Genomic DNA, 24,838 nt, shown 5'->3' on the forward strand with positions numbered 1-24,838 from the left:
GCCCTTAGACGGGAAGGAACATGGGCGTGACCGAGACCGCCAAACCCGTTCGCCGCTCCCGCAAGGCTGAGCAGCGCGCCGAGACGATGGAGCAGATCTACGACGCTGCCGAGGCGTTGTTCTCGCAGCACGGGCTCTACGGCGTCACGCTCAAGGACGTCGCCAAGCAGGTGGGCGTCCACCACACGCTGCTCAACTATTATTTCGCCGACAAGAAGGCGCTGTTCGACGCCGTCTTCGCAAGGCGGGCAGTGGTGACCAGCGAGCGGCGGATGCAGGCGCTCGACGCGTACGAAGCGGCATGCGGCGGCAAGCCGACGGTGGAAGGTGCGCTGCGGGCGTTCCTCGACACCGATCTCGACACCTATATCCAGGGCGGCGAGGGCTGGAAGAACTATGCCAAGCTGGGCGCCCAGGTCGCCAACACCCCGGCCTGGGGGGCGGACCTGATGGACGCGCATTTCGACCCCGTCGTGCTGCGCCTGATCGGCCTGCTCAAGCGCGCCCTGCCCGACTGCGCCGAAGAGGATATCTTCTGGGGCTATCACTTCGTCACCGGCGCGCTGATGCTCACGCTCGCGCGCACCGGCCGCATCGACAAGCTCTCCGACGGCCTGTGCCATTCGGACGACTTCGCCGCGGTGAAGGAGCGGATGGCCTCGTTCATGGCCGCCGGCTTCCTCGAGATCTGCAACCGGGGCAGATAGCGCCACATATTCGCTATCTTGCTAGTGAATCATTGCAGCGCTACCAAGCGATCCGTCGATAGAGTCGAGGAACGGAGAGCGGGATGTCGCTGGCGGGTCGTGTAGCAATCGTGACGGGTTCGGGCGGGGGACTGGGGCGCGCGCACGCGCTGTACCTGGCGAGCAAGGGCGCCCGCATCGTCGTCAACGACCTGTCGCAGCCCGCAGCCGACGCCGTCGCCGCCGAGATCCGCGCGGCCGGCGGCGAGGCGATCGCCTTTGCCGCATCGGTGACCGACGAGGCGCGCGTCGCCGCGATGGTCGCCGAGACGCTCCACCGCTTCGGCCGCATCGACATATTGGTCAACAATGCCGGCATCCTGCGCGACAAGAGCTTCGCCAAGATGAGCATGGACGATTTCCGCCTGGTGGTGGACGTGCACCTGATCGGCGCGGCGATCTGCTGCAAGGCAGTGTGGGAGGCGATGCGCGCGCAGAATTACGGGCGGATCGTGATGACCACTTCCTCCTCGGGCCTGTACGGCAATTTCGGCCAGGCGAATTACGGCGCCGCCAAGATGGCGCTGGTCGGCCTGATGCAGACGCTGGCGATCGAAGGCGAGAAATACGGCATCCGCGTCAACAGCCTGGCGCCCACCGCGGCGACCGGCATGACCGAAGGCGTGCTCTCCGCCGAGAGCCTGGAGATGCTCGCGCCCGAGCTGGTGAGCCCCGGCCTGCTCGCCCTGGTCGGCGAGGATGCCCCCACCCGCGCGATCCTCTGCGCCGGCGCGGGCCATTTCGCCGCCGCGCACGTGACCCTGACCGACGGCATCCAGGTCGGCCGGAGCGACGACGCGGGCGAACGGGTCGTCGCCGAATGGAGCAGCGTCGCGGACCGCGCGGACGAGATCGTCCCCGCCTATGGCTTCACCCAGGCCGAGCGCGAAGTGGCCGCCGCCACGCGGCGCGCGCCGGTCGCCGCGACGGCGCGGTGAGCGAAGGCCTGCGCCTCGACCGCCGCGCGCTGATCGTGGCGGCCGCGCTGGGCGCCGGGGCCTCGCCCGTAGCGGCCAGGCCCCTGGCCCGCCGCAAGCCCGCGCCGCCCGGCTTCCTGTGGGGCACGGCGATCTCCGCCTATCAGAGCGAGGGCAACAACACGAACGCCGACGCGTGGCTGATGGAGAATCTGCAGCCGAGCATGTTCAAGGAGCGATCGGGCGACGCCTGCGACTCCTATCATCGCTATGCCGAGGATTTCGCGCTTGCGGCGAAGCTGGGCTTCAACAGCTACCGGCTCGGCGTGGAATGGGCGCGGATCGAGCCCAGCGAAGGCCATTTCTCCAATGCCGAGCTCGACCATTATGCCCGCATGCTCGAGGCGTGCCGCGCGCACGGCCTGCGCCCGATCGTGACGCTCAACCATTTCACCACGCCGCTCTGGTTCGCGCAACGCGGCGGCTTCGAAGTGGCGGACGCGCCGCAGCTGTTCGCGCGCTATTGCCGCAAGGTCGCCGAGCGGCTGGGCGGGCTGATGCACATGACGACGACCTTCAACGAGGCGAACATCCGCCTGCTGGTCGACATGATGCCGGGGATCGCCGCCTTCGCGCCCGTGGTGAAGGCCGCCATCGCCGCCGCGGCGCGGGCGACCGGTTCGCCGAAATTCTCGCGCCTCGCCTATGCCGATCCGGCGGTGGCGACGCCGATCCTGCAGGCGGCGCACCGCCAGGCCTATGCAGCGATCAAGGAGGTCCGCCCTGCCCTGCCCGTCGGCATCACCCTGACCACGCAGGACGTGCAGGCCGATACGCCCGAGCGCGCCGCCTATTATCGCGACAAGCTCTATGGCGATTGGGTGCAGGTGGCGCGCGAGGCCGCCGATTTCTTCGGCGTCCAGACCTATACCCGCTTCGTGTTCGACGCGAACGGCATGGTCGCGCCGGCGAAGGACGCGGAGATGACGATGGCGGGGTATGAATTCTATCCCCAGGCGCTGGCCAACACGATCCGCTGGGCGCACCGGGAGATCGGCAAGCCGATCTACGTGACCGAGAGCGGCATCGCGGCGAAGGACGATGCCCGCCGCATCGCCTTTATCGACCAGGCGCTGGACGGCGTGCGTGCGTGCCTGGACGAGGGCATTCCGGTGCACAGCTATCTTTACTGGTCGCTGCTCGACAATTTCGAATGGACCTCGGGCTATGGCGTGCCGTTCGGGCTGGTCGCGGTGGACCGCGAGACCCTGAAGCGCACCCCGCGGCCGAGCGCGCTGCACCTGGGCGCGATCGCCCGGGCGAACCGGATCTAGGGTTCGGGCGGTAGAGCCGGAGGCTCGTTGCCGGGGGCTCGGCCGGTGGCTGGGATTGTGGCAACCCAATCGCTCGGGTTCGGCGCGCCAGCCTCGGGGCAGCATAATGCATAGAATGTTCGGATTTGCGACAGCGATGCAGCGTCGATACCGGGCCCCGCCGCCAGGGCCGAGACCGGCGCTCACCCCTCGGCGAGCGCCGGCTCCTCGTCGACGATGTTGCCCGATTGCCGGTCGAACAGCCGGCGATAGCGGCCGTCCGGATCGGCCAGCAGCGCGGCATGGTCGCCATCCTCGACGATGCGGCCCTGGTCGAACACCAGGATCCGGTCGAGCGTGCGCACCGTCGAGAGCCGGTGGGCGATGACGATCGCCGTACGGCCCTTCATCAACCGGTCCATCGCCTGCTGGATCAGCGCCTCGCTCTCGGAATCGAGGCTCGAGGTCGCCTCGTCGAGGATCAGGATCGGCGCGTCGGCCAGGAAGGCGCGGGCCAGCGCCACGCGCTGGCGCTCGCCACCCGACAGCTTGACGCCGCGCTCGCCCACCGGCGTCGCATAGCCGCGCGGCAGCTTGACGATGAAGTCGTGCGCATTGGCCAGCCGCGCCGCCGCCTCGACCTCCGCCTGGCTCGCCCCGGGACGGGCATAGGCGATGTTGTCGGCCAGGCTGCGGTGGAACAGGATCGGCTCCTGCTGCACGATCGCGATCTGCGCGCGCAGCGACTGCTGGGTCGCATGCGACACGTCCTGCCCGTCGATCGTCACCCGGCCCTGGTTCACGTCATAGAGGCGCTGGATCAGCTTGACGAAAGTCGTCTTGCCCGATCCCGAATGGCCGACCAGCCCCACCCGCTCGCCGCCGCGAATGATGAGGTCGAGATGCTCGTAGAGCGGCGTCTCGTGCCCGCCATAGCGGAAGGTGACGTCGTCGAAGCGCACCTCGCCCGCGGTGATGCGGATCGGCGCGGCGTCGACCCGGTCCTCGATCCCCAGCGGCTGCTCGTGCAGATCGACCAGTTCCTCCATCTCGTTCACCGAGCGCTGCAGGTGATGGATGTGGAAGCCGATGTCGAACAGATAGCTGTGCACGACGAAATAGCTGGCCAGCACGAAGGTGACGTCGCCCGGAGTCGCCGCCCCGAGCCACCATAGCCACAGCGCGGTGCCGGTGATCGCGGCACGGATCGCCCACAGCACCGCGATCTGCGCGCTGCCCGACCAGGTGTAGCGCAGCCAGGTGCGCCGGGTGCGCTTTCCCCATTTGGCGAGCAGCGTGCCGACGCGGCCTTCCTCGCGCGCCTCCGCGCCGAACGCCTTGACCACGGCGTTCGAACCGATCGCATCGGAGAGCAGGCCGCCCAGCTTCGTGTCCCAGGCATTGGACAGCGTCGCGGCGGGCGAGGCCCAGCGCGTCGCCAGCACCATCGTCATCGCGACATAGGCGACGGCGCCGATGCCCATCACGACGCCGAGCACGGGCCAGTGCCAGCCCAGCAGCAGCATCGTGCCGAGGAGCACGGCGAGCGACGGCAGCAGCTGGAGCAGCAGCACATCGTTCAGCGTGTCGAACGCCCACATGCCGCGCGTGATCTTGCGGACCGTGGAGCCGGCGAAGCTGTTGGCGTGCCAGTCGGTCGAGAAGCGTTGAACGCGGTGGAAACCGTCCTGAGTCACGTCGCGCATCATACGCAGCGTGAACGGGATGATGCCCGCCCAGGCGATGTGGCGGAGCACCACCATCGCAAGGCCGAGCGCCGCCATCGCCGCGAACAGCGCCAGCGCGTCGTTGCGCAGATCGGCGGCCAGCGCGTCGATCAGCCGGCCGGCGAACATCGGGACGAAGATTTCCGTCGCCGTCGCGGCAGTGATGAAGAAGGCGATACAGGCGGCGCGCGTCCGCTGCCGCGCCCAGTGGCGGAAAGTGAAACGCAGGACGCGGCGGATCGCATCCGGGCGGTCGGTGTCGTGGGTCATGTCGTGAACCGGCGCCGGGGCGCCGTCTCCAATGCGATGTCGATCAGGGGTGATGCGGGTGAAAGGCCCGGATCAGGGAGGCTTCAGGACCTAGTGGTGGAAGCGCCCGATGGTGCGGAACGCACCGGGGAGGCGTGTGGTAACATCTGTCATTTACGCCCTCCCTTTTTTCGCAGTGGAACGATCCTGCCATGTAGCGACATCGGATGTGGCTGGCAAGCCGTTGGCACCCGGCTCCGCACCTGCGACAAGGGAGCGGCCGAATGCGGAAGGGGCACAGCAATGGAATGCCGGCACGTGATGACCGTCAACCAGGTCACTCCCAGCGCCCGCGGCTGCGAGGAGTGCCTGGCGATCGGCAGCCCCTGGGTGCATCTGCGCCTGTGCCGGGCCTGCGGCCATGTCGGCTGCTGCGACCAGAGCCCGCATCGCCATGCCACCGCGCATTTCCATGCGACTCGCCACCCGATCATCGAAGGCTATGATCCGCCCGAAGGCTGGGGCTGGTGCTATGTCGACGAGGTGGTGGTTGAACTGCCCGACCGGACACCCCAGCTGGGGCCCATTCCGCGCTACGTCTGATTTCCCCCGGAGCATCCATGACCACCCCCCTGCCCCTGGCCGCCGGCACGGCACCGGACCGGCTTGGCCGTCCGCTGATCTTCGCGATGGCCGCCGCCACCGGGATCGCGGTCGCCAACATCTATTATTGCCAGCCGATGCTGGGGGTGATGCAACGCGACCTGCCCGGCGAGCTGACCGTGCTGGTGCCCACCGCAACCCAGATCGGCTATGCGCTGGGCCTGTTCCTGCTGGTGCCGCTGGGCGACCTGGTCGAGCGCAAGCGGCTGATCGCGATCCAGTTCGTCGTGCTGGCGGGCGCACTGATGCTCGCCGCGATCGCGCCCAGCGCCGCGCTGGTGATCGCTGCCTCGGTCGCGGTCGGCTTCGCCGCCACCGTGGCGCAGCAGATCGTGCCCCTCGCCGCGCACCTGGCCGCGCCCGAACGGCGCGGCGCGGTGGTGGGCACGGTCATGGCCGGGCTGCTTTGCGGCATCCTGCTCAGCCGCACCCTGGCCGGCTTCGTCGCGGCGCATGCGGGCTGGCGCGAGATGTTCTGGCTGGGCGTCCCGCTGGCGCTCGCCGCGGGCGGGGCGATGGCGCTGACCCTGCCGCACAGCGCCCCGGATTCGGACCTGCGCTACCACCAGCTGCTCCGCTCGCTCGGCGGGCTGTGGCGCGAATTCCCGGCGCTGCGCCGCGCCGCGATCACCCAGGGGCTGCTGTTCGCGGCGTTCAGCGGCTTCTGGACGATCCTGGCGCTGCGCCTGCAGCAGCCGGACCTGGGGCTGGGCGCCGAAGTGGCCGGCCTGTTCGGCGTGGTCGGTGCGGTGGGCGTGCTCGCTGCCCCGATCGCCGGGCGGATCGCGGACCGGAAGGGACCGCGCCCGGTGATCCTGCTCGGCGCGGCCGCGGTGCTGGCCGGCTGGGCGTTCAACGGCCTCTGGCCCTCGATCCCCGGCATGGTGATCGGCGTGCTCCTGCTCGATTTCGGCGTGCAGGGCGCGCTCGTCTCGCACCAGCACATCGTCTATGCGCTGCGGCCCGAGGCGCGGGCGCGGCTCAACACCATCTTCATGGGTGCGATGTTCGTCGGCGGCGCCACCGGATCGGGTGCTGCGACCTGGGCCTGGGCGCTGGGCGGCTGGAGCGCGGTGTCACTGCTCGGCGCCGGGTTCGCGGCGGTGGCTGTGGCGATCCAGCTCGCGGGGCGCCGGGCCTAGGCCTCGCGCACCCGCAGCGTCGCGAGCGCCGCCAGCCCCATCACCGCCGCCGCGATCGCCATCGTCCAGATCGGCTGGCCCGGGAAGAAATGGCGCATCGCCGTGCCGATCACCGCGGCGACGAGCAGCTGGGGGATGACGATGAAGACGTTGAACAGGCCCATGTACACGCCGAGCTTCGCCTGGGGCAGCGCCGAGGCGAGGATCGCATAGGGCATGGCGAGGATCGAGGCCCAGGCGATGCCGATCCCGATCTCGGCGGCGAGCAGCAGGTTGGCGTCGCGGATCACCAGAAAGCTCGCATAGCCGAGCCCGCCGAGCGCCAGCGCGATCGCATGGGTGCGCACCTTGCCGACGCGGGCGGCGAGCGGGCGGAGCAGGAATAGCGCGGCAAGGGTGGCGACCGCGCTCTGGGCGGCCATCAGGATACCGACCCAGTTGCCCGCCGCGTTGAACACGGCCCCGGTGGTATCCGGCGCGTGGAAGACATATTGGGCCACCACCGGGGTGGTATAGATCCACATGATGAACAGCGCCGACCAGCTGAAGAACTGGACGAGCGCGAGCCGCTTCATCACCGGCGGCATGCCCGAGAAATCGCCCATGAGATCGCCGAGGATGCCCGCCCTGGTCACCGCGGTGATCATCCGGGCGAGGCCATAGGCGGCGAGCAGGCCGGCCAGCAGATAGAGCTCCTTCTCCAGCTCCAACGCGAAGACCAGCGCCCCCAGCGCCGCGCCGCCGACCAGCCAGGGCAGGCCCGCGCCGATCGTGGCGGGCGGGGCCGGATGCGCGGCGGGCGCCGCCTCTCCGTCGAACGCCGCGATCTCCTCGGGCGAATATTCGCGGGTGGTGAACACGGTCCACAGCACGGCGAGCAGCAGCGCCGCGCCGCCCAGATAGAAGCTCCAGCGCACCGTATCGGGCAAGGCGCCGCCGATCGCGACATTGGACACACCGCACCGGTCGAGCAGCCAGGGCGTGGCCGATCCGATCACCGCGCCGGCGCCGATGAACGCCGTCTGGATCGCATAGCCGGCGGTGTGCTGGCTCCTGTCGAGCATGTCGCCGACAAATGCGCGGAACGGCTCCATCGAGACGTTGAGCGACGCATCGAGCACCCAGAGCAGCAGCACCGCGGCGAGCAGCACCGGCGCATTGGGCATGGCGAACAGCGCCAGCGCCGCCAGCACCGCGCCGGCCAGGAAATAGGGTCGCCGGCGGCCAAGGCGGCCCCAGGTCCGGTCCGAATAATGGCCGATGACCGGCTGGACGAGCAGCCCGGTCAGCGGGGCGGCGACCCACAGCAGCGCCAGATCGTCAATCTTGACGCCCAGCGACTGGAAGACACGGCTCATGTTCGCATTCTGCAGCGCGAAGCCGATCTGGATGCCGAGGAAGCCGAAGCTGATGTTCCACAGCCCGACGAACCCCTGGCGCGGCCGCCCCCCGGCCGAAGTCACCGGCGGCGCGCCTTGGCGGCCGGCGCGACGAAGCGGATCGCCTCGCCGCCGCCCGGCGCCAGCGCGATCGTCAGCGTGTCGCCCTTCTTCACCGGCCTGCTCTCGATCGTGATCGCATGGCGGGCCTCGGTGCGATAGTCGGCGCCGGGGCCGTCGCGATAGATCTCGGCGACATAGGTCTTGCCCGCATCGAGGAAGTCGAGCGTCACCACCGAGCTGCGCGCCTGCTCGTCGCCCACCGCGCCGAGGAACCAGTCGTCGCCGCCCCTCGCCTTGCGGACGATCGTCGCATAGTCGCCCACTTCGCCGTTCAGCACGCGGGTGTCGCTCCAGTCGGTCGGCACGTCGCGGATGAACTTCATCTCGCGCGGATATTTGGCGTAGTTCTCCGGCGTGTCGGCCGCCATCACCACCGGCGAATAGAGCACGACATACAAGGCGAGCTGCTTGGCGATGGTCGACTGGATCGCCGAGCCGTTGGAGCCGCTCAGGCTGAGCACGCCCGGCGTGAAGTCCATCGGGCCGCCGAGCAGCTGGGTGAAGACCATGTTCGCCTCATGCTCGGGCGGATTCTTGCCGCCTTCCCAGGCGTTGTACTCCATGCCCCGCCCGCCCTCGCGCGCCACCCAGTTGGGCCAGGTGCGGCGCAGGCCGGTGTCCTTCACCGGCTCGTGGCTGTCGATCGAGACATGATATTTCGCGGCAGTCTCCACGACGCGGAGATGATGGTTCACCATCCACTGGCTCTCATGCCATTCGCGGTGCTGCGCGCCGTCGGGATCGACCCGCTCGATCTGGCCGGCATCGGTGACGTAACCGGTCTTCACCACCGGGATGCCATGGTCCTGGGCATATTTGAACGCGCGGTCGAGCTGGCTGTCGTAATGACTGGCCGAGCCGCCGGTCTCGTTATGGCCGATCAGGTACACGCCCTTGGCCTTGGCGTAGCGCGCCAGCTCGGCGGCGTCGACATCCTCGGTCGGCCGATCGAACTGCATCTCGTTGCCATTGCCGAACCAGTTGCCGTCCCAGCCGATGTTCCAGCCCTCGACCAGCACGCCGGGGATATGGTTGGCCGCGGCGAAATCGATATATTGCTTCACATGCGCCGTGGTGGCGCCGTGCTTGGCCCCGCGCGACCAGGTCCATTCGCCCTTGATCATGTTCCACCAGACGCCGACGAACTTGCCCGGCCTGATCCACGACACGTCGCCCAGCTTGTTCGGCGCGTTGAGGTTCAGCGTCATCCGGCTGGCGGCATAGAGCCCCGCCGCGTCATCGGCGATGGCGATGGTGCGCCACGGCGTCGAGAAGCCGGCATCGCGCGACACCTTGGGCGCGCCGGCCCCCGGAGTCAGCGAGGCCTTGAAGGTGTTGCCCTCGGCCCGCTGGAGGTTCATCGCCGAATAGTCGACCAATGCCGCCTCGTGCAGCGCGACATGGGTGCCGCCGGCGAGCTTCACCGTCATCACCGTCTGCGCGGTGCCCACCGCGTCGAGCGGCGTCTTGTTGTAGAGATATTCCTCGCGGTTCCACAGATAGGCCGGCTTCCACCAGGCGGTGCCCGGCTCGGCAAAGGCGAACTCGGTCAGCTCGTCGGCGATGTTCGCATGCTTCAGGTTGGGCTGGCTCGGCAGCGTGTAGCGGAAGCCGACGCCGTCGTCGAAGATCCGGAAGGTCACGTCCATCTCGCGCGCGAGATCGGCCTTCTCGCGCAGCCGCACCGTCATCTCATTGTGGTTGTCGCGGATCGTCGTCCATTCGCCGAAGGGCTGGGTCCAGCTGGTGTCGGCCTTGTCGCGCTTCACTTCGACCAGCGCCATGTTGCGGTCGAGCTTGGGCGCGTCGGTGAACAGGAAGCCCAGCCGGCTGTCGGCGAGCAGCGGCTTGCCGGCGCGCTGCACGGCATAGCTCGCCCGGCCCTCGCCATCGATGCTGACCGTCACGGTGATCCCGCCATCGGGCGAGGCGGCGCGGGCGACGACATTGCCGTCCCGCTTCTGCGACAGGTCGTCCTGCGCCAGCGCGGGCGCCGCGAAGGGAAAGGCGGCGAGCGCCAGCGCGAGGGGGGCGAGCTTCATGATTTCTCCTCAGGCTTCGTAGCGGGCGATCAGCCCGGAATGGGGTGCGAAGGTCCAGTCGCCGGCGCCGCCGGTCGCGAGCAGCGGGCGCCAATGGGATGCGTTCGCCGGCGTCCAATGCTGCGCGACATCGCCCAGGTTGAACAGGCAGAGCAGACGCTCGCCCTCCGCCGCGCGCTCGAACGCGAGCAGCTCGCCTGGCGCGTCGTGGAAGGCGATGTCGCCGGTGCGCAGTGCCGGCGAGGCGCCGCGCAGCGCCAGCACCCGGCGCGTCCAGGCGAGCAGCGAGGCAGGGTCGGCATCCTGCACGTCCACCGCCAGCGCTTCATGGTTGGGGCCGACCGGCAGCCAGGGCCTGCCGCTGGTGAAGCCAAGCTCGGGCGCCGTCGACGACCAGGGCATCGGCGTGCGCGCGCCGTCGCGCGACAGGGTGCGCGGCCAGTTGGCGATGGCTTCGGGGTCCTGCAGCGCCTCGAAGGGGATCTCGACCTGATCGAGCCCCAGCTCCTCGCCATAATAGAGGAAGATGTTGCCGCGCAGCGCCGCGAGCAGCAGCATCTTCATCCGCGCGAACGCGTCCGCCGTCTTGGGCCGGGTCCAGCGCGACACGGCGCGCGGCGCATCGTGATTCTCGAACGCCCAGCTCGGCCAGCTGCCGCCCGCCGGCCAGTTCTGCAGCGCGGCGCGCACGCCCGCGGCAGTGAGGCGGGAGGCATAGAGAAAGTCGAAGCCATAGGCGGTGTTCAGCCGGTTGCCGCCCGCGGTGAACAGCTTCATCTCGCGATCCGCATCCGCACCGCCCACTTCGGCGACGGTGAATCGATCGGGATATTCGTCGAACACCCCGCGCAGCCGCTCGAGAAAGCCGGGAATGTCGGCATGGCTCTGATTGTAGATGTGGAGCTGGAAATCGAACGGGCGCGTGCGCGGCGTGCCGTCGTCCGGGGCCGGCGGATTGTCGCGGAATTCGGGATCGTGCATCGAGAAGTTGATCGCATCGATGCGGAACCCGTCCACACCGCGATCCAGCCAGAAGCGCGTGATCGCCAGCAGCTCCGCCTGCACTTCGGGATGATGGCAGTTGAGCTGCGGCTGTTCCTTCAGGAAATTGTGCATGTAATATTGGCCGCGCCGCGCGTCCCAGGTCCAGGCCGGGCCGCCAAAGACCGACTGCCAGTTGGTGGGCGGCGAGCCTTCCGGCTTCGCGTCGTGCCAGACATACCAGTCGGCCTTGGGATTGGCGCGGCTGGCCCGGCTCTCGATGAACCAGGCATGCTGATCCGACGTGTGCGCCCAGACCTGGTCGATCAGCACGCGCAGCCCCAGCGCATGTGCGCGGGCGATCAGCGCGTCGAAGTCGGCGAGCGTGCCGAAGATCGGATCGACGTCGCGATAATCGGCGACGTCATAGCCGAAATCGGCCATGGGCGACTTGAAGAAGGGCGACAGCCAGACCGCATCGACGCCCAGGCCGGCAATGTGATCGAGCCGCGCGGTGATGCCCGGCAGGTCGCCGATGCCGTCGCCGTTCGAATCGAAGAAGCTGCGGGGATAGATCTGGTAGATGGCCGCGCCGCGCCACCAGGGCTGCGCATTCCGGGTCTCCGCTTTCGCGGCAAGCTGGTTCACTGGTTCGTCTCCGCCGCGCACACCGCATATCCGAGCGGCGGCAGGGTGATGGAAAGGGAGCCGGGAGCGCTGGCCGTGGCGGCGCAGCTTCCGGCTAGCGGATGAAAACGGAGGGATCGCGTCTCGACCTGGACCTGCCGGGTCAGCGGCTCGGTGGAGGTATTGAAGGCGAGCAGCACTTCGGCGCCGGTGACGGGATCGAAGCGCGAGAAGGCGAGCAACCCCGGCTTGTCCTCGCGAGCGCGCAGCAATTGCCGTCCGCGAGTGAGCGCCGGCGTGGCGGTGCGGACGCGCGCCAGGGCGGCGATCTCGCGGAAGATCGGATGCGCCTCGTCGAAGCGCGGCGTGGCGATGCTCGCATCGCTGCCGACCAGCTTGCGCGCGGTATATTGCGCGACCTTGCTGCCGAACTGATCCTCGCGCGCATCGACGTCGTTCGCGCCGCCGGCAAAGCCCTGTTCGTCGCCGGCATAGATGGTCGGCACCCCGCGCAGCGTGAGCAGCAGCGCGTTGGAGAGCAGCACGCGCCGCAGCACTTCCGCCTCGCTCGCCTGGGGAAAGGCCTTGCGGACGAACCAGGCGAAGCGGCCATTGTCGTGGTTGCCGCTGAAGGTGGGCAGCGTGATCGCGGTATCGAAGCCGCGGGCATAGAGCACGTCGTCGTCGAACAGCTTCTCGAACACGTCGGTGCCCTTCGTCCCGGCAACGCCGTCGAGCAGCGCCTGACGGAAGGCGAAGTCGAGCACCGAGGGCAGCTTCGCGGCGATCGTGTGCGCGGCCTGGGCAGCGGGATCCGCAACTTCGCCGAAGATGTGGAAATTGGGGATTCCCCGGGCCTTGGCCCGCGCCAGCATCGCGGGAACGAAGCCCTGCCAGAATTCGGGGTTCACGTGGCGGGCGGTGTCGATGCGGAAGCCGTCGACGCCGAACCGGTCGATCCAGCTGCCATAGATGTCGATCATGCCGGCGAGCACGCGCGGATCCTCGGTCATCAGATCGTCGAGGCCGACGAAATCGCCCATCGTCGAGCTCTCGCCGGCGAAGGTCGAGTCTCCGCGATTGTGATAGTGAATGGGGTCGTTGAGCCAGGCGGGATGCTTGGCCGCCCGCTCCGCTTCGGGAACGAAGGGCGTATAGGCATAGCCCGGATCGGTCAGCTTCGCGAAATTCTCCGCCGTCTGGACTGCGTCGCCCGCGAAGCCCGGATTGATCGGTGCGCCGTGCACGCCGCCGCGGCGCTGATAGGGATAGTCCGCCCGGCCGCGATAGGGGCAGGCGCTCGCGCCCACGCACTCGCGATACTGGATCACATCGGCCGTATGGTTGGCAACGATGTCCATATAGACCTTCATGCCGCGGGCATGCGCGGCGTCGACCAGCGCCTTGAACGCCGCATCGGTGCCGAAATGCGGATCGACATGGGTGAAGTCGGTGATCCAATAACCGTGATAGCCCGCGCTCTGCTGGCCCGGCCCGCCCTGGACGGGCTTGTTCACGAAGATCGGCGCGACCCAGATCGCCGTGATGCCGAGTGCCTGGAGATAGGGCAGCTTCGCCGCCAGCCCCTTCAGGTCGCCGCCATGATAATAGCGCGCGTCGGCGGGATCGAAGCCGGTGGTGCCGCGATCGCCGGACAGGCCGCCGCGATCATTGGCCGGATCTCCGTTGGCGAAGCGATCGGGCAGGACGAAATAGATCACTTCGTCCTGCGGCAGGCGCGCGCGGAAGTCCTGCGCGGCGGCGGGGGCCGCAGCCTGGAGCGCAAGCGCGAGAACAGTTCCCCGGCGAAGGCCGGGGCCCAGTTTCGGCGCAGCTGGAGACGCGGTCTTCTCTATCGAACGACGTGGCAACTGGGGCCCGACCTTCGCCGGGGAACAAATTCGCCGAATATTGCGCCAGCGGATCTTCATGCCGCCGCCGCTCCCGCGCAATGCTGCGCCACATAGGCCGCGTGGTCCGACATCTGGCCGGCTTCGCGGGCGTTCAGCAATTCGATCAATCCGAGATACTCCGCGATGTGCTCGCGCGGCGGCGCATCGGCGAGCGGATGGTGGGCGGCGGCGGCGATCCCCTGCCCGGCCAGCACCTGCAGCCAGGCGACTTCGCTGAACAGGTCCGCCTCGCCGCGCACGATCCGGCCGGAGGCGCGCCACAGCGCGACCTTGTGGCGAAGGCAGGCCGGCAGCGCCGCCGCGCGCCGCTCCGCCCAGAAGGGCTCGTCGCGATCGTTCGCCCAATAGTGCAGCACCAGGAAGTCGCGGATGCGGTCATATTCCAGATGCGTCTGGCGATCATATTCCTCGCGCTGCGCCGGGGAGGTCTGCCGGCCGGGAAGCAGGCTCAGGATCCGCTCGATCGCCGACTGGATCATGTGGATGCTGGTCGATTCGAGCGGCTCGAGGAAGCCGCTCGCCAGGCCGAGCGCGATCACATTGTGCTTCCAGAAGCCGCGCCGCTTGCCCGCGGCGAAGCGCAGCGGCCGGGGATCGGCGAGCGCCGGTTCGTCCAGGCCGGCGAGCAGCCGCGCCGCGGCCTCGTCGTCCGAAAGATGCGCGCTCGCATAGACCAGGCCGTTGCCGGTACGGTGCTGGAGCGGGATGCGCCATTGCCAGCCGGCAGCGTGCGCGGTGGCGCGGGTATAGGGGGTGAAGTCCCGCGCGCGCGCGGAGGGCACGGCAATGGCGCGGTCGCAGGGGAGCAGGTCGCTCCACCCCTCGAACCCCGTGCCCAGCGCCTCGCCGATCAGCAGGGCGCGGAAACCGGTGCAGTCGAGGAACAGGTCGCCCGCCACCTCGCGCTCGCCCTCCAGCTCGAGGGCGCTGACGTCGCCGCTCTCCCCGTCGCGCGCGACCGCGACGATCCGGCCCTCCACCCGCGTGACGCCGCCGCTCTCGGCCAGGCCACGCAGGAAGCGGGCATAGAGGCCCGCATCGAAATGGAAGGCATAGGGCATTTCGGGCAACAGCTTCGCCGTACGCGCCGGCCCGCGCTGCATCCGGTTCGCCAGCGCCGCCACATTGTTGAGCGAATAGGCGGCGAGCGGCCGGGCGACGCCTTCGGCCAGCCCGCGCAGCCAGCTGTGCTGGAAGGCGAGCAGCCCGTTCGCGCGGCCGACATCGCCGAACGCGTGCATGTAGCGCCCGCCCTTCGTCCAGCCGACGAACTCGATGCCGAGCTTGAAGCTGGCCTGGGTGGCGGCCATGAACGCGTCCTCGTCGATGCCCAGGCCGGCATTGAACAGGCGGATCTGCGGGATCGTCGCCTCGCCCACGCCGATCGTGCCGATCTCTTCCGATTCGACCAGGGTGATCCGGAAACCGGGGCCGAGGAACCGGGCGAACGCGGCCGCGGCCATCCAGCCCGCGGTGCCGCCGCCGGCGATCACGATCCGGATCGGCTGCTCACTCTGCACGTCTGCCCCTCGATAAACAGGCGGCCCGGCGCGGTGCCGGGCCGCATTTCCACGCGTCAGAACTTGTACGTGATGCCGATATAATAGTCGCGGCCGTAACGCTGATATTCGCGCACCAGGCGTGGGTCGCTCGCCTCGGTGGTGACGAAGGGCTGGTCGGTCAGGTTCTTCGCCTGGGCGAGGATCGAGAGTCCGCTCAGCGGCCCGCTGCGGAACTCATAGCCGATCTGCGCGTCGAGCACGCCTTCCGGGCGGCCCAGGCGATATTCGGGATTGGCCGAGAGGCCGGCCAGCTCGGCCAGGAAGCTGTCGCGCCAGCGATAGGTGGCACGCGCCTGGAAGCCGTTCTTCTCGAAATAGGCGGTGCCGGTGGCGACCCATTTCGACTGGCCCGGCAGCGTGATCGGCGTGACGTTGTTGGCGTAGCGGATCTTGCTGTCGACATAGGTGCCGGTGGCGAAGATACCGAAGCCGTCCAGCGCCTGGCTGAAGACGGTGAAGGGCAGCGAGGCGGTGGCCTCCACGCCCAATATGTCGCCGCGTCCGGTGTTCTTGGGCGAGCTGACCAGGCCGATATGCGCATTCTGCGCCACCACGATCGCACGCTGTGCCGGCGTGAGCGCCGAGAGCAGCGGCGAGAAGTCGTAGAGCACCGAATTGTTCGGATCGACGAAGTCGGTCAGGTGCTTGAAGAAGCCGGTCAGCGCCAGATAGCCGCCGCCATTGCCCAGATACTTCTCGAACGAGATGTCGATGTTGGTCGACTGATAGGGACGCAGGCGGAAATTGCCGCCGTTCGAGCTGAACGGGCTGTTCTGCGGCTGGCTGCCCAGGCCGATCTTCGAGAGGTCGATCGACACGGCCTGGGTGATGCGCTCCTGGTCGAGGCGCGGGCGCACCATGGTCTGCGCAGCGCCGAGCTTGATGTAGAAGCTGGGCTCCAGCTCGAGGCTGAACGAAGCGGAGGGCAGGACATTGGTGTAGCTCTCCGAACCCGCCACCTGCGAGATCGTCACCACGCCGCCCACCAGCGCCGCGATCTGGCCCGCCGATTGCTGCTTGGTGTGGATCACCTGCACGCCGAGCGAGCCCTTGAGCGGCTTGCCCCCCACCGTGCCGTCCACGGTCAGCTTGGCATAGCCGGTCCACACATCCTCGCTGACGACATTGTCGCGCACCAGCGAATCCGGCCGGTTGTCGTACACCGAGTTGAGCAGGCCATAGACCTTCATCGGATCGACGGTCAGCATCCTGGGCACGCCCAGATAGTCGAGGCTCACCGTCTTGCCGAGCAGCACGTCGTTCGGCACCGCGAGGCTGGTCGGCGTGCCGCTGGCGACGGTGCAGTTGGTGCCGCCGCCCTTGGGGCAGAGGAAGTAGCTGGTGTAGTTGCTTTCCTTCTTGCGGCGGCTGAAATTGCCGCCCACTTCCCAGGCGCTCAGCACGCTGCCGCCGATCTCGCCCTTCAGGCTGGCGCGCAGCGCCTTGAGGTCGTCGACGAAATCGGGCCGGTTGAGGAAGCCGGCCTGCACCACCGCGGTGGTGCCGTTATAGCCCCAGCCGCGCGGATCGGTCAGGCGGATGACGCTGGTATTCGAATAGTCGATCGTCGGCACGATGTCATAGGTGCCATCGCCATTCTGGTGGATCCTGATCGTGTCCTTGGCGCCGCTCGAATTATAGCCGGTGCCCGAATAGGTCTCGAGCAGGAAGTCCGTGCGGGTGGCGCGGCTCCAGCTGGCATCCACGTTGAGATGGATAGTGTCGCTGAGCTTCAGGTCGTTGTTCCACCCCAGCGAGATGTTCTCGGCCTTGCGCTCGTTGAGGTCGTTGCGCTGGACGGCGACGAGGTTGCTGATCGTCGCGTCGGTGACCAGCCCGTCCCGCACCGTATAGCCCGGCGCGATCACGCCGCCCGAACCCCAGGCCGGCGCGACGCCGAACTCGATGCCGCGCAGGTGCTGGGTTTCCTTGAAGTTCGAATAGAGCGCATCGAAGGTCGAGTGGAAATTCTCGCTCGGTGCCCATTCGATGGTGGCGACGCCGCCATAGCGCTTCAGCAGGTTCGACTGGACATAGGGCTTGGCGCCACCGAGGAAGAGGTTGCCGCCGGCGGCCGGCTCGGTCGGGAAGCCCCAGGCCGCGTAGCGCTCGATCTGGGTCGGCGTGTTCTGCGCCGATACGCCCAGCGCGATGCCGAGCGTGTCGCCGGCGAACTTGCCGACATAGGTGGCGGATGCCTTGTAGCCATAGCGGGTGCCGTCGGGATTGAGCTTGTCCTTCTCGTTCATCTGGCCGCGCAGCGAGACGACGAACGTGTCTCTCTTCTGGTCGAGCGGGCGCAGCATCCGCAGGTCGACCGTACCGGAGATGCCCGCCGCGATCAGCGAGGCGTCGGCCGACTTGTAGACGTTGACGTTCTTGAAGAATTCCGACGGATATTGATCATATTCCACGCCACGATTGTCGCCGACGGTGACCTGCTCGCGGCCGTTCAGCAGCGTGGTCGAGAAGTCCGGGCCCAGGCCGCGGATCGACAGGCGCTGGTCGCGCCCTTCCAGGCGCTGGGCGGTGACGCCGGGGATGCGCGCCAGCGAGTCGGCGATCGAGACGTCGGGCAGCTTGCCGATATCCTCGGACGAGACCGAGTCGACGATCGTCACGTTGTTGCGCTTGATGTTTGCCGACGAAGTCAGCGAGGCGCGGATGCCGGTGACGACCAGATTGCCCTCCTCCGGCTGGTCGGCGGGCGCCGGTGCGGGCGTCGTGTCTTGGGCAAAGGCCGGGGTCGCGCCCAGCAGCAGCAGCGCGGCGGCGAGCGCGCGGCTGCTCGTTCCCAGCGAAAGCGCCGAACGGGCGCGCAGCATCTCGGCGTGATTGGACAGAGCCATCGTCTTCCTCCCCAAATATCCTCGCCGCCTTCACTGGCGACGGTTTTTCTAAGCCTCCCCCAATTCGCCGCATGCGGCCGACAAGTGAAGGCAAGCGCATACGTATTCAGCCCTGCTTCCGATTCCGGCCCGGGCAGGGTAGTTGCAACAAGCGCGCAACAATTGCGCGGCTGGGGAGCAGGGAGCGGCATGGCCTCGCCGGACAAGCCGACATCGTTCGACATCGCGGCATTGGCGGGAGTCTCGCAGCCGACGGTGAGCCGTGCCCTGCGCGGCGATCCCACCGTGAACGAAGGCACGCGCAAGCGGATCGAGGCGATCGCGGCGCAGCTCGGCTACAAGGTCGACAAGAACGCATCGTCGCTGCGCCGCGGCCAGAGCAGCACGCTCGCCCTGCTCTTCTTCGAGGATCCGCTGCCCGACGGCACCGCGATCAACCCCTTCTTCCTGGCGATGCTCGGTTCGATCCTGCGCACCTGCGCCAAGCGGGGCTACGACCTGCTCACGTCGTTCCAGCAGCTCTCGTCCAACTGGCACAAGGATTATGAGGACGCGCGCAAGGCCGACGGGCTGATCCTGCTCGGCTATGGCGATTACGAGCTGTACCGCGCCCGCCTGCAGGACCTGGTCCGCCAGGGCACGCATTTCGTGCGCTGGGGTTCGGTGGAGCTGGACGGGCTCGGCACCACGATCGGCTGCGACAACATGCTGGGCGGCCGGCTCGCCGCCGCGCACCTCCTCGCCCAGGGCCGCCGCCGGCTGGCGTTCATCGGCGAGGCGACCAGCCACTATCCCGAATTCCGCGACCGCTATCACGGCTTTTGCGACATCCAGCTCGAAGCCGGGATCGAGCCCGATCCGCGCCTGCAGACCGGCGCGCTGTCGATCGAGGAATCGGGATTCGCGGCTACGCGCCAGCTGCTCGCCAACCAGCTGCCCTTCGACGCGATCTTCGCTGCATCGGACCTGATCGCGATGGGTGCGCTGCGGGCACTGCAGGAAGCGGGCAAGTCGGTGCCCGGCGACATATCGGTGGTGGGCTTCGACGATATCCCCGCCGCCAGCCTCACCCATCCCCCGCTCACCACCATCGCGCAGGATTACAATGCCGCGGGCGAGATGCTGGTCGACACGCTGATCGGCGAGATCGGCAACCATTCTTCCGAGATGCGGCTGCTCCCGCCCCGGCTGGTGGTGCGGCGAACGAGCTAGGCGCGAATTCCGGCAAGCCGGCGGTGCCGCCACCGCATTCGCACATTGCCCCCGCCGCCGCGCAACCTCGCGGTTTACTGTACCGCGATTGTGCGCCCATAAAGCGGGCGATGACGAAGAAGACCGCCAAGGAGCGGCCCGGCAAGGCGGGCGCCCGACTCACGATGCAGGACATCGCGCGCCTGGCCCAGGTTTCCACGCCCACCGTGTCGCGCGTGCTCAACGGCAGCCCGCTGGTGACCGAGGAAACGCGCGAGCGGGTGATGGAAGTGGCGCGCCAGCACGGCTATGCCGTCAACCGCAACGCCGCCAAGCTGCGGCACACGCGCACCAACACCGTGGCGGTGATGCTCGATTTCGGCTCGCACCGACACGGCGCGATCGGCGATCCCTTCATCTTCGAGCTGCTCGCCGGCGTTTCCGAGGCACTGTCCATCCGCAACCAGGACCTGCTCCTTTCCCCGCCGGGGCTCGAGGACGTCCGCGCCTTTCGCGATTTCTACCAGGCCCGCGGCGCCGACGGGTTCATCGTGCTCGGCCAGGGCACGCGCGACACGATGCTGCGCGAGCTCGGCCGCAGCGAAGTGCCGCTGGTGGTCTGGGGCGCGGTCGCGCCGGACGCCGGCTATTGCTCGGTCGGCAGCGACAATTTCCTGGGCGGGGAACTGGCCGGGCGCCATTTCCTGCGTGCCGGACGCAGGCACTGGCTGTTCGTCGGCGACATCCGCCACGAGGAGCTGCGGCTGCGCTATGCGGGGCTGTGCGCGGCCGCCAAGGATCAGGTCGACGTGACCGTCGATTTCCTGCCGATCGCCTCGATGGCGTTCCACGCCACTGCCGACACCGTCACTGCCTATCTCGCCGCCGGCCGCCAGCCCGATGCGGTATTCGCCTTTTCGGACACCGCCGCCATGGCCGTGACCGGCGCGTTCAAGGAGCGTGGCCTGGCCGCACCGCGCGACTATTCGCTGGTCGGCTACAACAACATCCCGCCCGCCGCGCATTTCAGCCCGGCGATCACCACGATCAACCAGAAGACCGACGTGGCCGGCGCGCTGCTCGTCGAGAAGCTGATGCAGCAGGTCGATGGCGGCCGCGCGCGCTCCACCACGCTCCCCACCGAGATCGTCGTGCGCGATACCTGATCCTTTGTTCTTGAAAACGATATCAAAGAGCCTGTAACGCAACTTTTCATAAGAGTTGGGGAGCGGGTGTTGGCTCGGACATTGAACGGCGCGGAAGATGGTGTGCTCTTCGCGGAGGACGGTTGGTCGCTGGACGTGATCGGCGACGACTCGGCCCGCGAGGGCTGGGCCGCGACGATTCTCGCCCTCTCCAACGGCGCGATCGGCGTGCGCGGAGCGATCGAGGAGCGCGCCCAGGCCACCACTTTCCTGGCCCATGCCTATGAACAGGCGCCGATCCACTATCATGAGAAGCTCAAGGGCTTCGCCGCCAACTCCGATTCGCGCGTACCCGTTGCCGAATCCCTGGGCATCGACGTGCGGGTCGACGGCGAAGCAATCGATTTCACGACCCTGCGTTCGGCGACGCGGCGCACGCTCGACCTGCGCGCCGGCATGCTCCGCCGCGAGACGCGCTGGTCCTTGTCGGACGGCCGGCTGCTGCGCATCCGCACCGAGCGGATCGTGCCGCTCGACGGCAGCACGCTGCTGGTCCGCCGGCTCCAGGCCGAGATCGAAGGCGCGGGCAGCGTCACGCTGCATCCCCGCCTCGCCCCCGCCCCCAGCGGCGCCGCCCAGTCCGACGATCCGCGCATCGGCGTGAACCTCGCCTCGCGAGGCTTCGAGACCGAGCAGGCGGAGCAGGACATCGTCGTCGAGCGCCTGCCCGGCAGCGGCATCGCCGTCGCCGCCGTGCAGCGCACTCGCGAAGACGCCGGCTGGCTGCTGGCGGCTACCGGTTTCGCCACTGGCCGCGATGCCTCGGGCGCGCTGGCCGAACGGGCCACCACGCTCGCCGACACTGCGCTCGCCGCCGGCTTCGAAGCCGCCGCGGCCGCGCAGCATGCGCTGCTCGAGCGCTTCTGGGCCGCCGCCGACCTCGCCATTGCCGGCGAGCCGCGCCTGGCTGCGACCCTGCGCGCCAACCTGTTCCACCTCTTCGCCTCGGCCGGGCGCGACGGCCGTTCGAGCGCCGCGGCCAAGGGCCTGACCGGCGAGGGCTATGAGGGCCATTATTTCTGGGACACCGAAGCGTTCATGCTGCCGGTGCTCTCGGTGCTCGCGCCCGACATCGCCCGGGCGATGCTCGTCTACCGCGCCGGCACGCTCGATGCCGCCTTCGCCAACGCCCGCGCGCTCGATCACCGCAAGGGCGCGCTCTATGCCTGGCGCACGATCGAGGGCCGCGAATGCTCCGCCCATTATCCGAGCGGATCGGCGCAATATCACATCAACTCGGCCATCGCCTTCGCGATCGGCGCCTATGTCGACGCGACCGGCGACGAGGGCTTTCTGGTCGAGCATGGTGCGCGCATGCTGGTGGAGACCGCGCGCATCTGGGTGACGCTGGGCGATTGGGCGGACGGCCGCTTCCACTTGCGCGGCGTGACCGGGCCGGACGAGTATACCGCGCTGGTCGACGATAACTGGTACACCAACCGGATGGCACAGAAGCATCTGCGCCTCGCCGTCTCCGCCGCCGCGCGCGTCGCCGCGCTGGCGCCCCGGGCCTGGGCCGGCCTGGCCGCCGAGATGGCGCTGGATGCGGACGAGCTCGCCGAATTCGGCCGCGTCGCCGATGCGATGCACCTGCCCTGGGACGCAGCGCGCGAACTCGACGCGCAGGATGCGAGCTTCCTCGACAAGCCGCGCTGGGACCTGGCCGGAACGCCCGCCTCCGAATTCCCGTTGCTGCTCCACTATCACCCCATGACGCTCTACCGGCATCAGGTCTCGAAACAGGCCGATCTGGTGCTCGCGATGGTGCTGGGCGGCGAGGATGTCTCGCTGGAGCGCAAGCGCCGCGTGTTCGACCATTACGAGCCGATCACCACGCATGATTCGACGCTCTCCGCTTCCACCTTCGCGATCCTGGCGAGCGAAGTCGGGCACGAGGCGCAGGCCATGCGCTTCTTCGCGGAGACCAGCCTGGTCGATATCGACGATCGCCATGGCAATACCGGGCACGGCGTCCACATGGCGGCGCTGGCGGGTTCCTGGCTGGCGCTGGTCTGGGGCTTTGCGGGCTTCCGCCCCCAGGGGCCGGCCCTGCGCTTCCGCCCCACCCGCCCGGCGGCCTGGCAGGGCTATGGCTTCGGCCTCGTCTGGCGCGGCACGCTGGTGCGGGTCGAAGTGGCGGGCGATCGGATCACCTATCGCGCCGTCTCGGGCCCGGGGATCACGATCGGGCATCATGACGGCGAGATTCGCCTCGCCCCCGGCGAGAGCTGGACCGGAGCGCTGGCCGCATGACCCTGAAGGGCGTCGCCTTCGACCTGGACGGTGTGCTGACCGACACGGCGCGCGCGCATTACCGCGCCTGGAAGAAGCTTGCCGACAGCCTCGGCATTCCGTTCGACGAGGAAAGGAACGAGGCGCTGAAGGGCGTCGACCGGATGGGCAGCCTGGCGCTGATCCTCGGCGACCGGCCGGCCTATGACCTGACCGAGCGCCAGCGCCTCGCCGCCCGGAAGAACGACTGGTATCTCGAGGAAATCGCACATTTCGGCCCCGCCGACCTGTTCCCCGGCGCCCGCGCCGCGCTCGAGCAGTGCCGTGCGGCCGGGCTCGGCATCGCCCTCGCCTCGGCCAGCCGCAATGCGCCGCTGCTGATCGCGCGGATGCAGGTGGCGGACCTGTTCGACGCAGTGATCGATCCCGCCAGCCTCGCCGCCGGCAAGCCGGCGCCGGACATCTTCCTCGCCGCCGCCGCCGTGCTGGGCGTCGATCCCGCCGCGATGCTGGGGGTCGAGGATGCCCCTGCCGGGGTCCAGGCGATCCATGCCGCCGGCATGAAGGCGCTCGGCGTCGGCACCCGCGCCGCCCTGCCCGATGTCGACTGGATCATCCCGGCGATCCGCGATTTCGATCTGGCCGCCTATTCGGCCTGACCGCTCCCTCCCGTCATCCTTCCCCCATTTGGGATGACGGACCTAGTTCCCCGGTGCCGGCACCCAATGGCCGCACCGGGGAACCATCTTTCAGGCCTTGCGCGTCAGCCGCTCCAGCCGCACCAGCGCCAGCGCGATCAGCACCAGCGGCACCAGCACCAGGTAGAATGCCGTCTGGCCCGAGAAGCGATCGAAGGTGAAGCCGGTGATGAACGATCCGATCGTGCCGCCCAGCGCCGAGAAGATCACCATCAGGCCCACCATCGCCGCATGCCGCTCGCGGGGCAGCGCGCTCAGCACCACCGACGATACGATCGGATAGATCGGCGCCATGAACACCCCGATCAGCGGGAAGATGTAGGCGGCCACCGGCGCGTCGAACCAGCCCATGTTCGCGCGCGGGTGGAGCCCCTGGGTGGTCGGCAGGGTGAGCATCACCAGGGCTGCGATCAGCGCGAGGCAGCCGAGCAGCAGCCTGAGCCATCCCAGCCGCGCGACCAGCCCGCTGGCGCTCAGCCGCCCCACCGCCAGCGCGGCGATGAAGATGCTCGACGCCTGCACGCTCATCGCACCGGGCAGATGCAGCACCTGGTTGTTGAAGGTCGGCAGCCAGGTGCCGACGCCCTGCTCGATCAGCACATAGAGGAAGATCGCGGCGAGGAAGGCGATGGTGGAGGGCAAGGCAAGCAGCGCCAGCGCGTCGCGATAGCCGGTGGCCGGCTGCCCCTCCACGGCCTTCGCCGCCCCCTCGTCGAGATCGGCGAACCACCAGAGCACCGCCGTCGCCAGCGCGAGCACCGCCACCACCCGGTAGACGCCCAGCCAGCCCTGGCCGGTCGTGTCCTGGCCGATGAACCAGCCGAACAGCCAGATGCCGGCGAGGATGCCGACCATGAACACGCCCTCGATCAGCGAGGTCAGGCTGGCGTGGCGCGCCGGATCGGGGCGGACCAGGCCGATCGAGCTGTAGGTCGCCACCTTGGCGATGCCGAAGCACAGGCCGACGAGCACGAAGAACAGCTGCATCGCCCAGAAACTGTTCGCGAACGAAATGGCGAGCGCCCCGGCGGCGACCGCAAGCATCACGCCGATCTGCGCGCGCCGGAAGCCGAAGCGCGGCAGCGCGGTGGCGAAGAGGAAGGAGGCAACGACCACCGACAGGTCCTTGCACGCCTCGAGCGTCGCCGCCTGCGGCTTGGTGACGCCATAATGCGCGATCGACTGGAGGATCACCGTGCCGACGCTGTTCATCAGCAGCCCGAGCAGGGCGTAGCTGGTGATCAGGGCGGGTACCGCCCAGGCTGCGCGCTTCATCCGT

At 68.6% G+C, this 24,838-nt stretch carries 17 protein-coding genes; 9 read left to right on the forward strand and 8 right to left on the reverse strand.

The features are described 5' to 3' along the window. The first annotated feature begins 26 nt into the window (after positions 1 to 26). The 3 genes from BGP17_RS08450 (at position 27) to BGP17_RS08460 (ending at position 2,997) form a co-directional block, all read left to right on the forward strand. Positions 27 to 707: a TetR/AcrR family transcriptional regulator gene (locus tag BGP17_RS08450; RefSeq protein ID WP_286711665.1), complete on the forward strand. Its 681-nt coding sequence runs from the start codon at positions 27 to 29 to the stop codon at positions 705 to 707. 83 nt (positions 708 to 790) lie between these two features. Next, the gene (locus BGP17_RS08455) at positions 791 to 1,684 is read left to right on the forward strand and encodes an SDR family NAD(P)-dependent oxidoreductase (RefSeq protein WP_167300958.1); all 894 of its coding nucleotides are present in this window, start codon (positions 791 to 793) and stop codon (positions 1,682 to 1,684) included. After that, positions 1,681 to 2,997 carry a glycoside hydrolase family 1 protein gene (locus BGP17_RS08460; protein ID WP_286711666.1) on the forward strand — a complete coding sequence of 439 codons (1,317 nt, stop codon included), beginning with the start codon at positions 1,681 to 1,683 and terminating at the stop codon, positions 2,995 to 2,997. The genes BGP17_RS08455 and BGP17_RS08460 overlap by 4 nt, the downstream gene beginning before the upstream one ends. A gap of 182 nt (positions 2,998 to 3,179) precedes the next feature. Here the strand turns inward: BGP17_RS08460 and BGP17_RS08465 are convergent, their stop codons facing one another. Next, entirely contained in the window at positions 3,180 to 4,973 is a 1,794-nt protein-coding gene (locus BGP17_RS08465) for an ABC transporter ATP-binding protein (RefSeq protein ID WP_286711667.1), read from the reverse strand. Between the two features lie 282 nt (positions 4,974 to 5,255). Here BGP17_RS08465 and BGP17_RS08470 point away from each other — a divergent pair, with 282 nt between their 5' ends. Beyond that, on the forward strand, positions 5,256 to 5,555 hold the full coding sequence (locus BGP17_RS08470) for a UBP-type zinc finger domain-containing protein (RefSeq protein ID WP_167300961.1): 300 nt from the start codon (positions 5,256 to 5,258) through the stop codon (positions 5,553 to 5,555). Positions 5,556 to 5,572: 17 nt separating this feature from the next. Next, the gene (locus BGP17_RS08475) at positions 5,573 to 6,757 is read left to right on the forward strand and encodes an MFS transporter (RefSeq protein ID WP_286711668.1); all 1,185 of its coding nucleotides are present in this window, start codon (positions 5,573 to 5,575) and stop codon (positions 6,755 to 6,757) included. Here BGP17_RS08475 and BGP17_RS08480 read toward each other — a convergent pair. The 6 genes from BGP17_RS08480 to BGP17_RS08505 all read right to left on the reverse strand — a co-directional run bounded on the left by BGP17_RS08480 (position 6,754) and on the right by BGP17_RS08505 (position 18,209). Then, positions 6,754 to 8,220, reverse strand: coding sequence for an MFS transporter (locus BGP17_RS08480; RefSeq protein ID WP_286711669.1), 1,467 nt, complete (start codon positions 8,218 to 8,220; stop codon positions 6,754 to 6,756). The two genes, BGP17_RS08475 and BGP17_RS08480, sit on opposite strands and share 4 nt — an antisense overlap. Then, positions 8,217 to 10,301 carry a glycoside hydrolase family 97 protein gene (locus BGP17_RS08485; protein WP_286711670.1) on the reverse strand — a complete coding sequence of 695 codons (2,085 nt, stop codon included), beginning with the start codon at positions 10,299 to 10,301 and terminating at the stop codon, positions 8,217 to 8,219. The genes BGP17_RS08480 and BGP17_RS08485 overlap by 4 nt, the downstream gene beginning before the upstream one ends. Positions 10,302 to 10,310: 9 nt before the next feature. After that, positions 10,311 to 11,930, reverse strand: coding sequence for an alpha-amylase family glycosyl hydrolase (locus BGP17_RS08490; protein ID WP_286711671.1), 1,620 nt, complete (start codon positions 11,928 to 11,930; stop codon positions 10,311 to 10,313). After that, on the reverse strand, positions 11,927 to 13,732 hold the full coding sequence (locus BGP17_RS08495; protein WP_286711698.1) for an alpha-amylase family glycosyl hydrolase: 1,806 nt from the start codon (positions 13,730 to 13,732) through the stop codon (positions 11,927 to 11,929). Before BGP17_RS08495 ends, BGP17_RS08490 begins: the two co-directional genes overlap by 4 nt. A gap of 104 nt (positions 13,733 to 13,836) precedes the next feature. After that, positions 13,837 to 15,342, reverse strand: coding sequence for a tryptophan halogenase family protein (locus BGP17_RS08500; protein ID WP_286711672.1), 1,506 nt, complete (start codon positions 15,340 to 15,342; stop codon positions 13,837 to 13,839). Positions 15,343 to 15,398: 56 nt separating this feature from the next. After that, positions 15,399 to 18,209, reverse strand: a complete 2,811-nt coding sequence (locus BGP17_RS08505; RefSeq protein WP_380926312.1) for a TonB-dependent receptor — start codon at positions 18,207 to 18,209, stop codon at positions 15,399 to 15,401. A gap of 213 nt (positions 18,210 to 18,422) precedes the next feature. Here BGP17_RS08505 and BGP17_RS08510 point away from each other — a divergent pair, with 213 nt between their 5' ends. The 4 genes from BGP17_RS08510 to pgmB all read left to right on the forward strand — a co-directional run bounded on the left by BGP17_RS08510 (position 18,423) and on the right by pgmB (position 23,520). Next, positions 18,423 to 19,445 carry a LacI family DNA-binding transcriptional regulator gene (locus tag BGP17_RS08510; protein ID WP_167300967.1) on the forward strand — a complete coding sequence of 341 codons (1,023 nt, stop codon included), beginning with the start codon at positions 18,423 to 18,425 and terminating at the stop codon, positions 19,443 to 19,445. 110 nt (positions 19,446 to 19,555) lie between these two features. Next, on the forward strand, positions 19,556 to 20,590 hold the full coding sequence (locus tag BGP17_RS08515) for a LacI family DNA-binding transcriptional regulator (RefSeq protein ID WP_286711674.1): 1,035 nt from the start codon (positions 19,556 to 19,558) through the stop codon (positions 20,588 to 20,590). Positions 20,591 to 20,659: 69 nt separating this feature from the next. Beyond that, complete coding sequence (locus tag BGP17_RS08520; protein ID WP_286711675.1) at positions 20,660 to 22,882, forward strand: glycoside hydrolase family 65 protein; 2,223 nt, start codon at positions 20,660 to 20,662, stop codon at positions 22,880 to 22,882. Further along, positions 22,879 to 23,520 carry a beta-phosphoglucomutase gene (gene pgmB, locus BGP17_RS08525; RefSeq protein ID WP_286711676.1) on the forward strand — a complete coding sequence of 214 codons (642 nt, stop codon included), beginning with the start codon at positions 22,879 to 22,881 and terminating at the stop codon, positions 23,518 to 23,520. The genes BGP17_RS08520 and pgmB overlap by 4 nt, the downstream gene beginning before the upstream one ends. Before the next feature lie 90 nt (positions 23,521 to 23,610). On the opposite strand, the gene BGP17_RS08530 is transcribed toward pgmB, so the two are convergent. Continuing rightward, positions 23,611 to 24,834 carry an MFS transporter gene (locus BGP17_RS08530; protein ID WP_286711677.1) on the reverse strand — a complete coding sequence of 408 codons (1,224 nt, stop codon included), beginning with the start codon at positions 24,832 to 24,834 and terminating at the stop codon, positions 23,611 to 23,613. Positions 24,835 to 24,838: the final 4 nt, after the last annotated feature.

Origin of the sequence: Sphingomonas sp. 67-41, from assembly GCF_001899725.1 — a bacterium.
Taxonomy (GTDB): Bacteria; Pseudomonadota; Alphaproteobacteria; order Sphingomonadales; family Sphingomonadaceae; genus Sphingomonas; species Sphingomonas leidyi.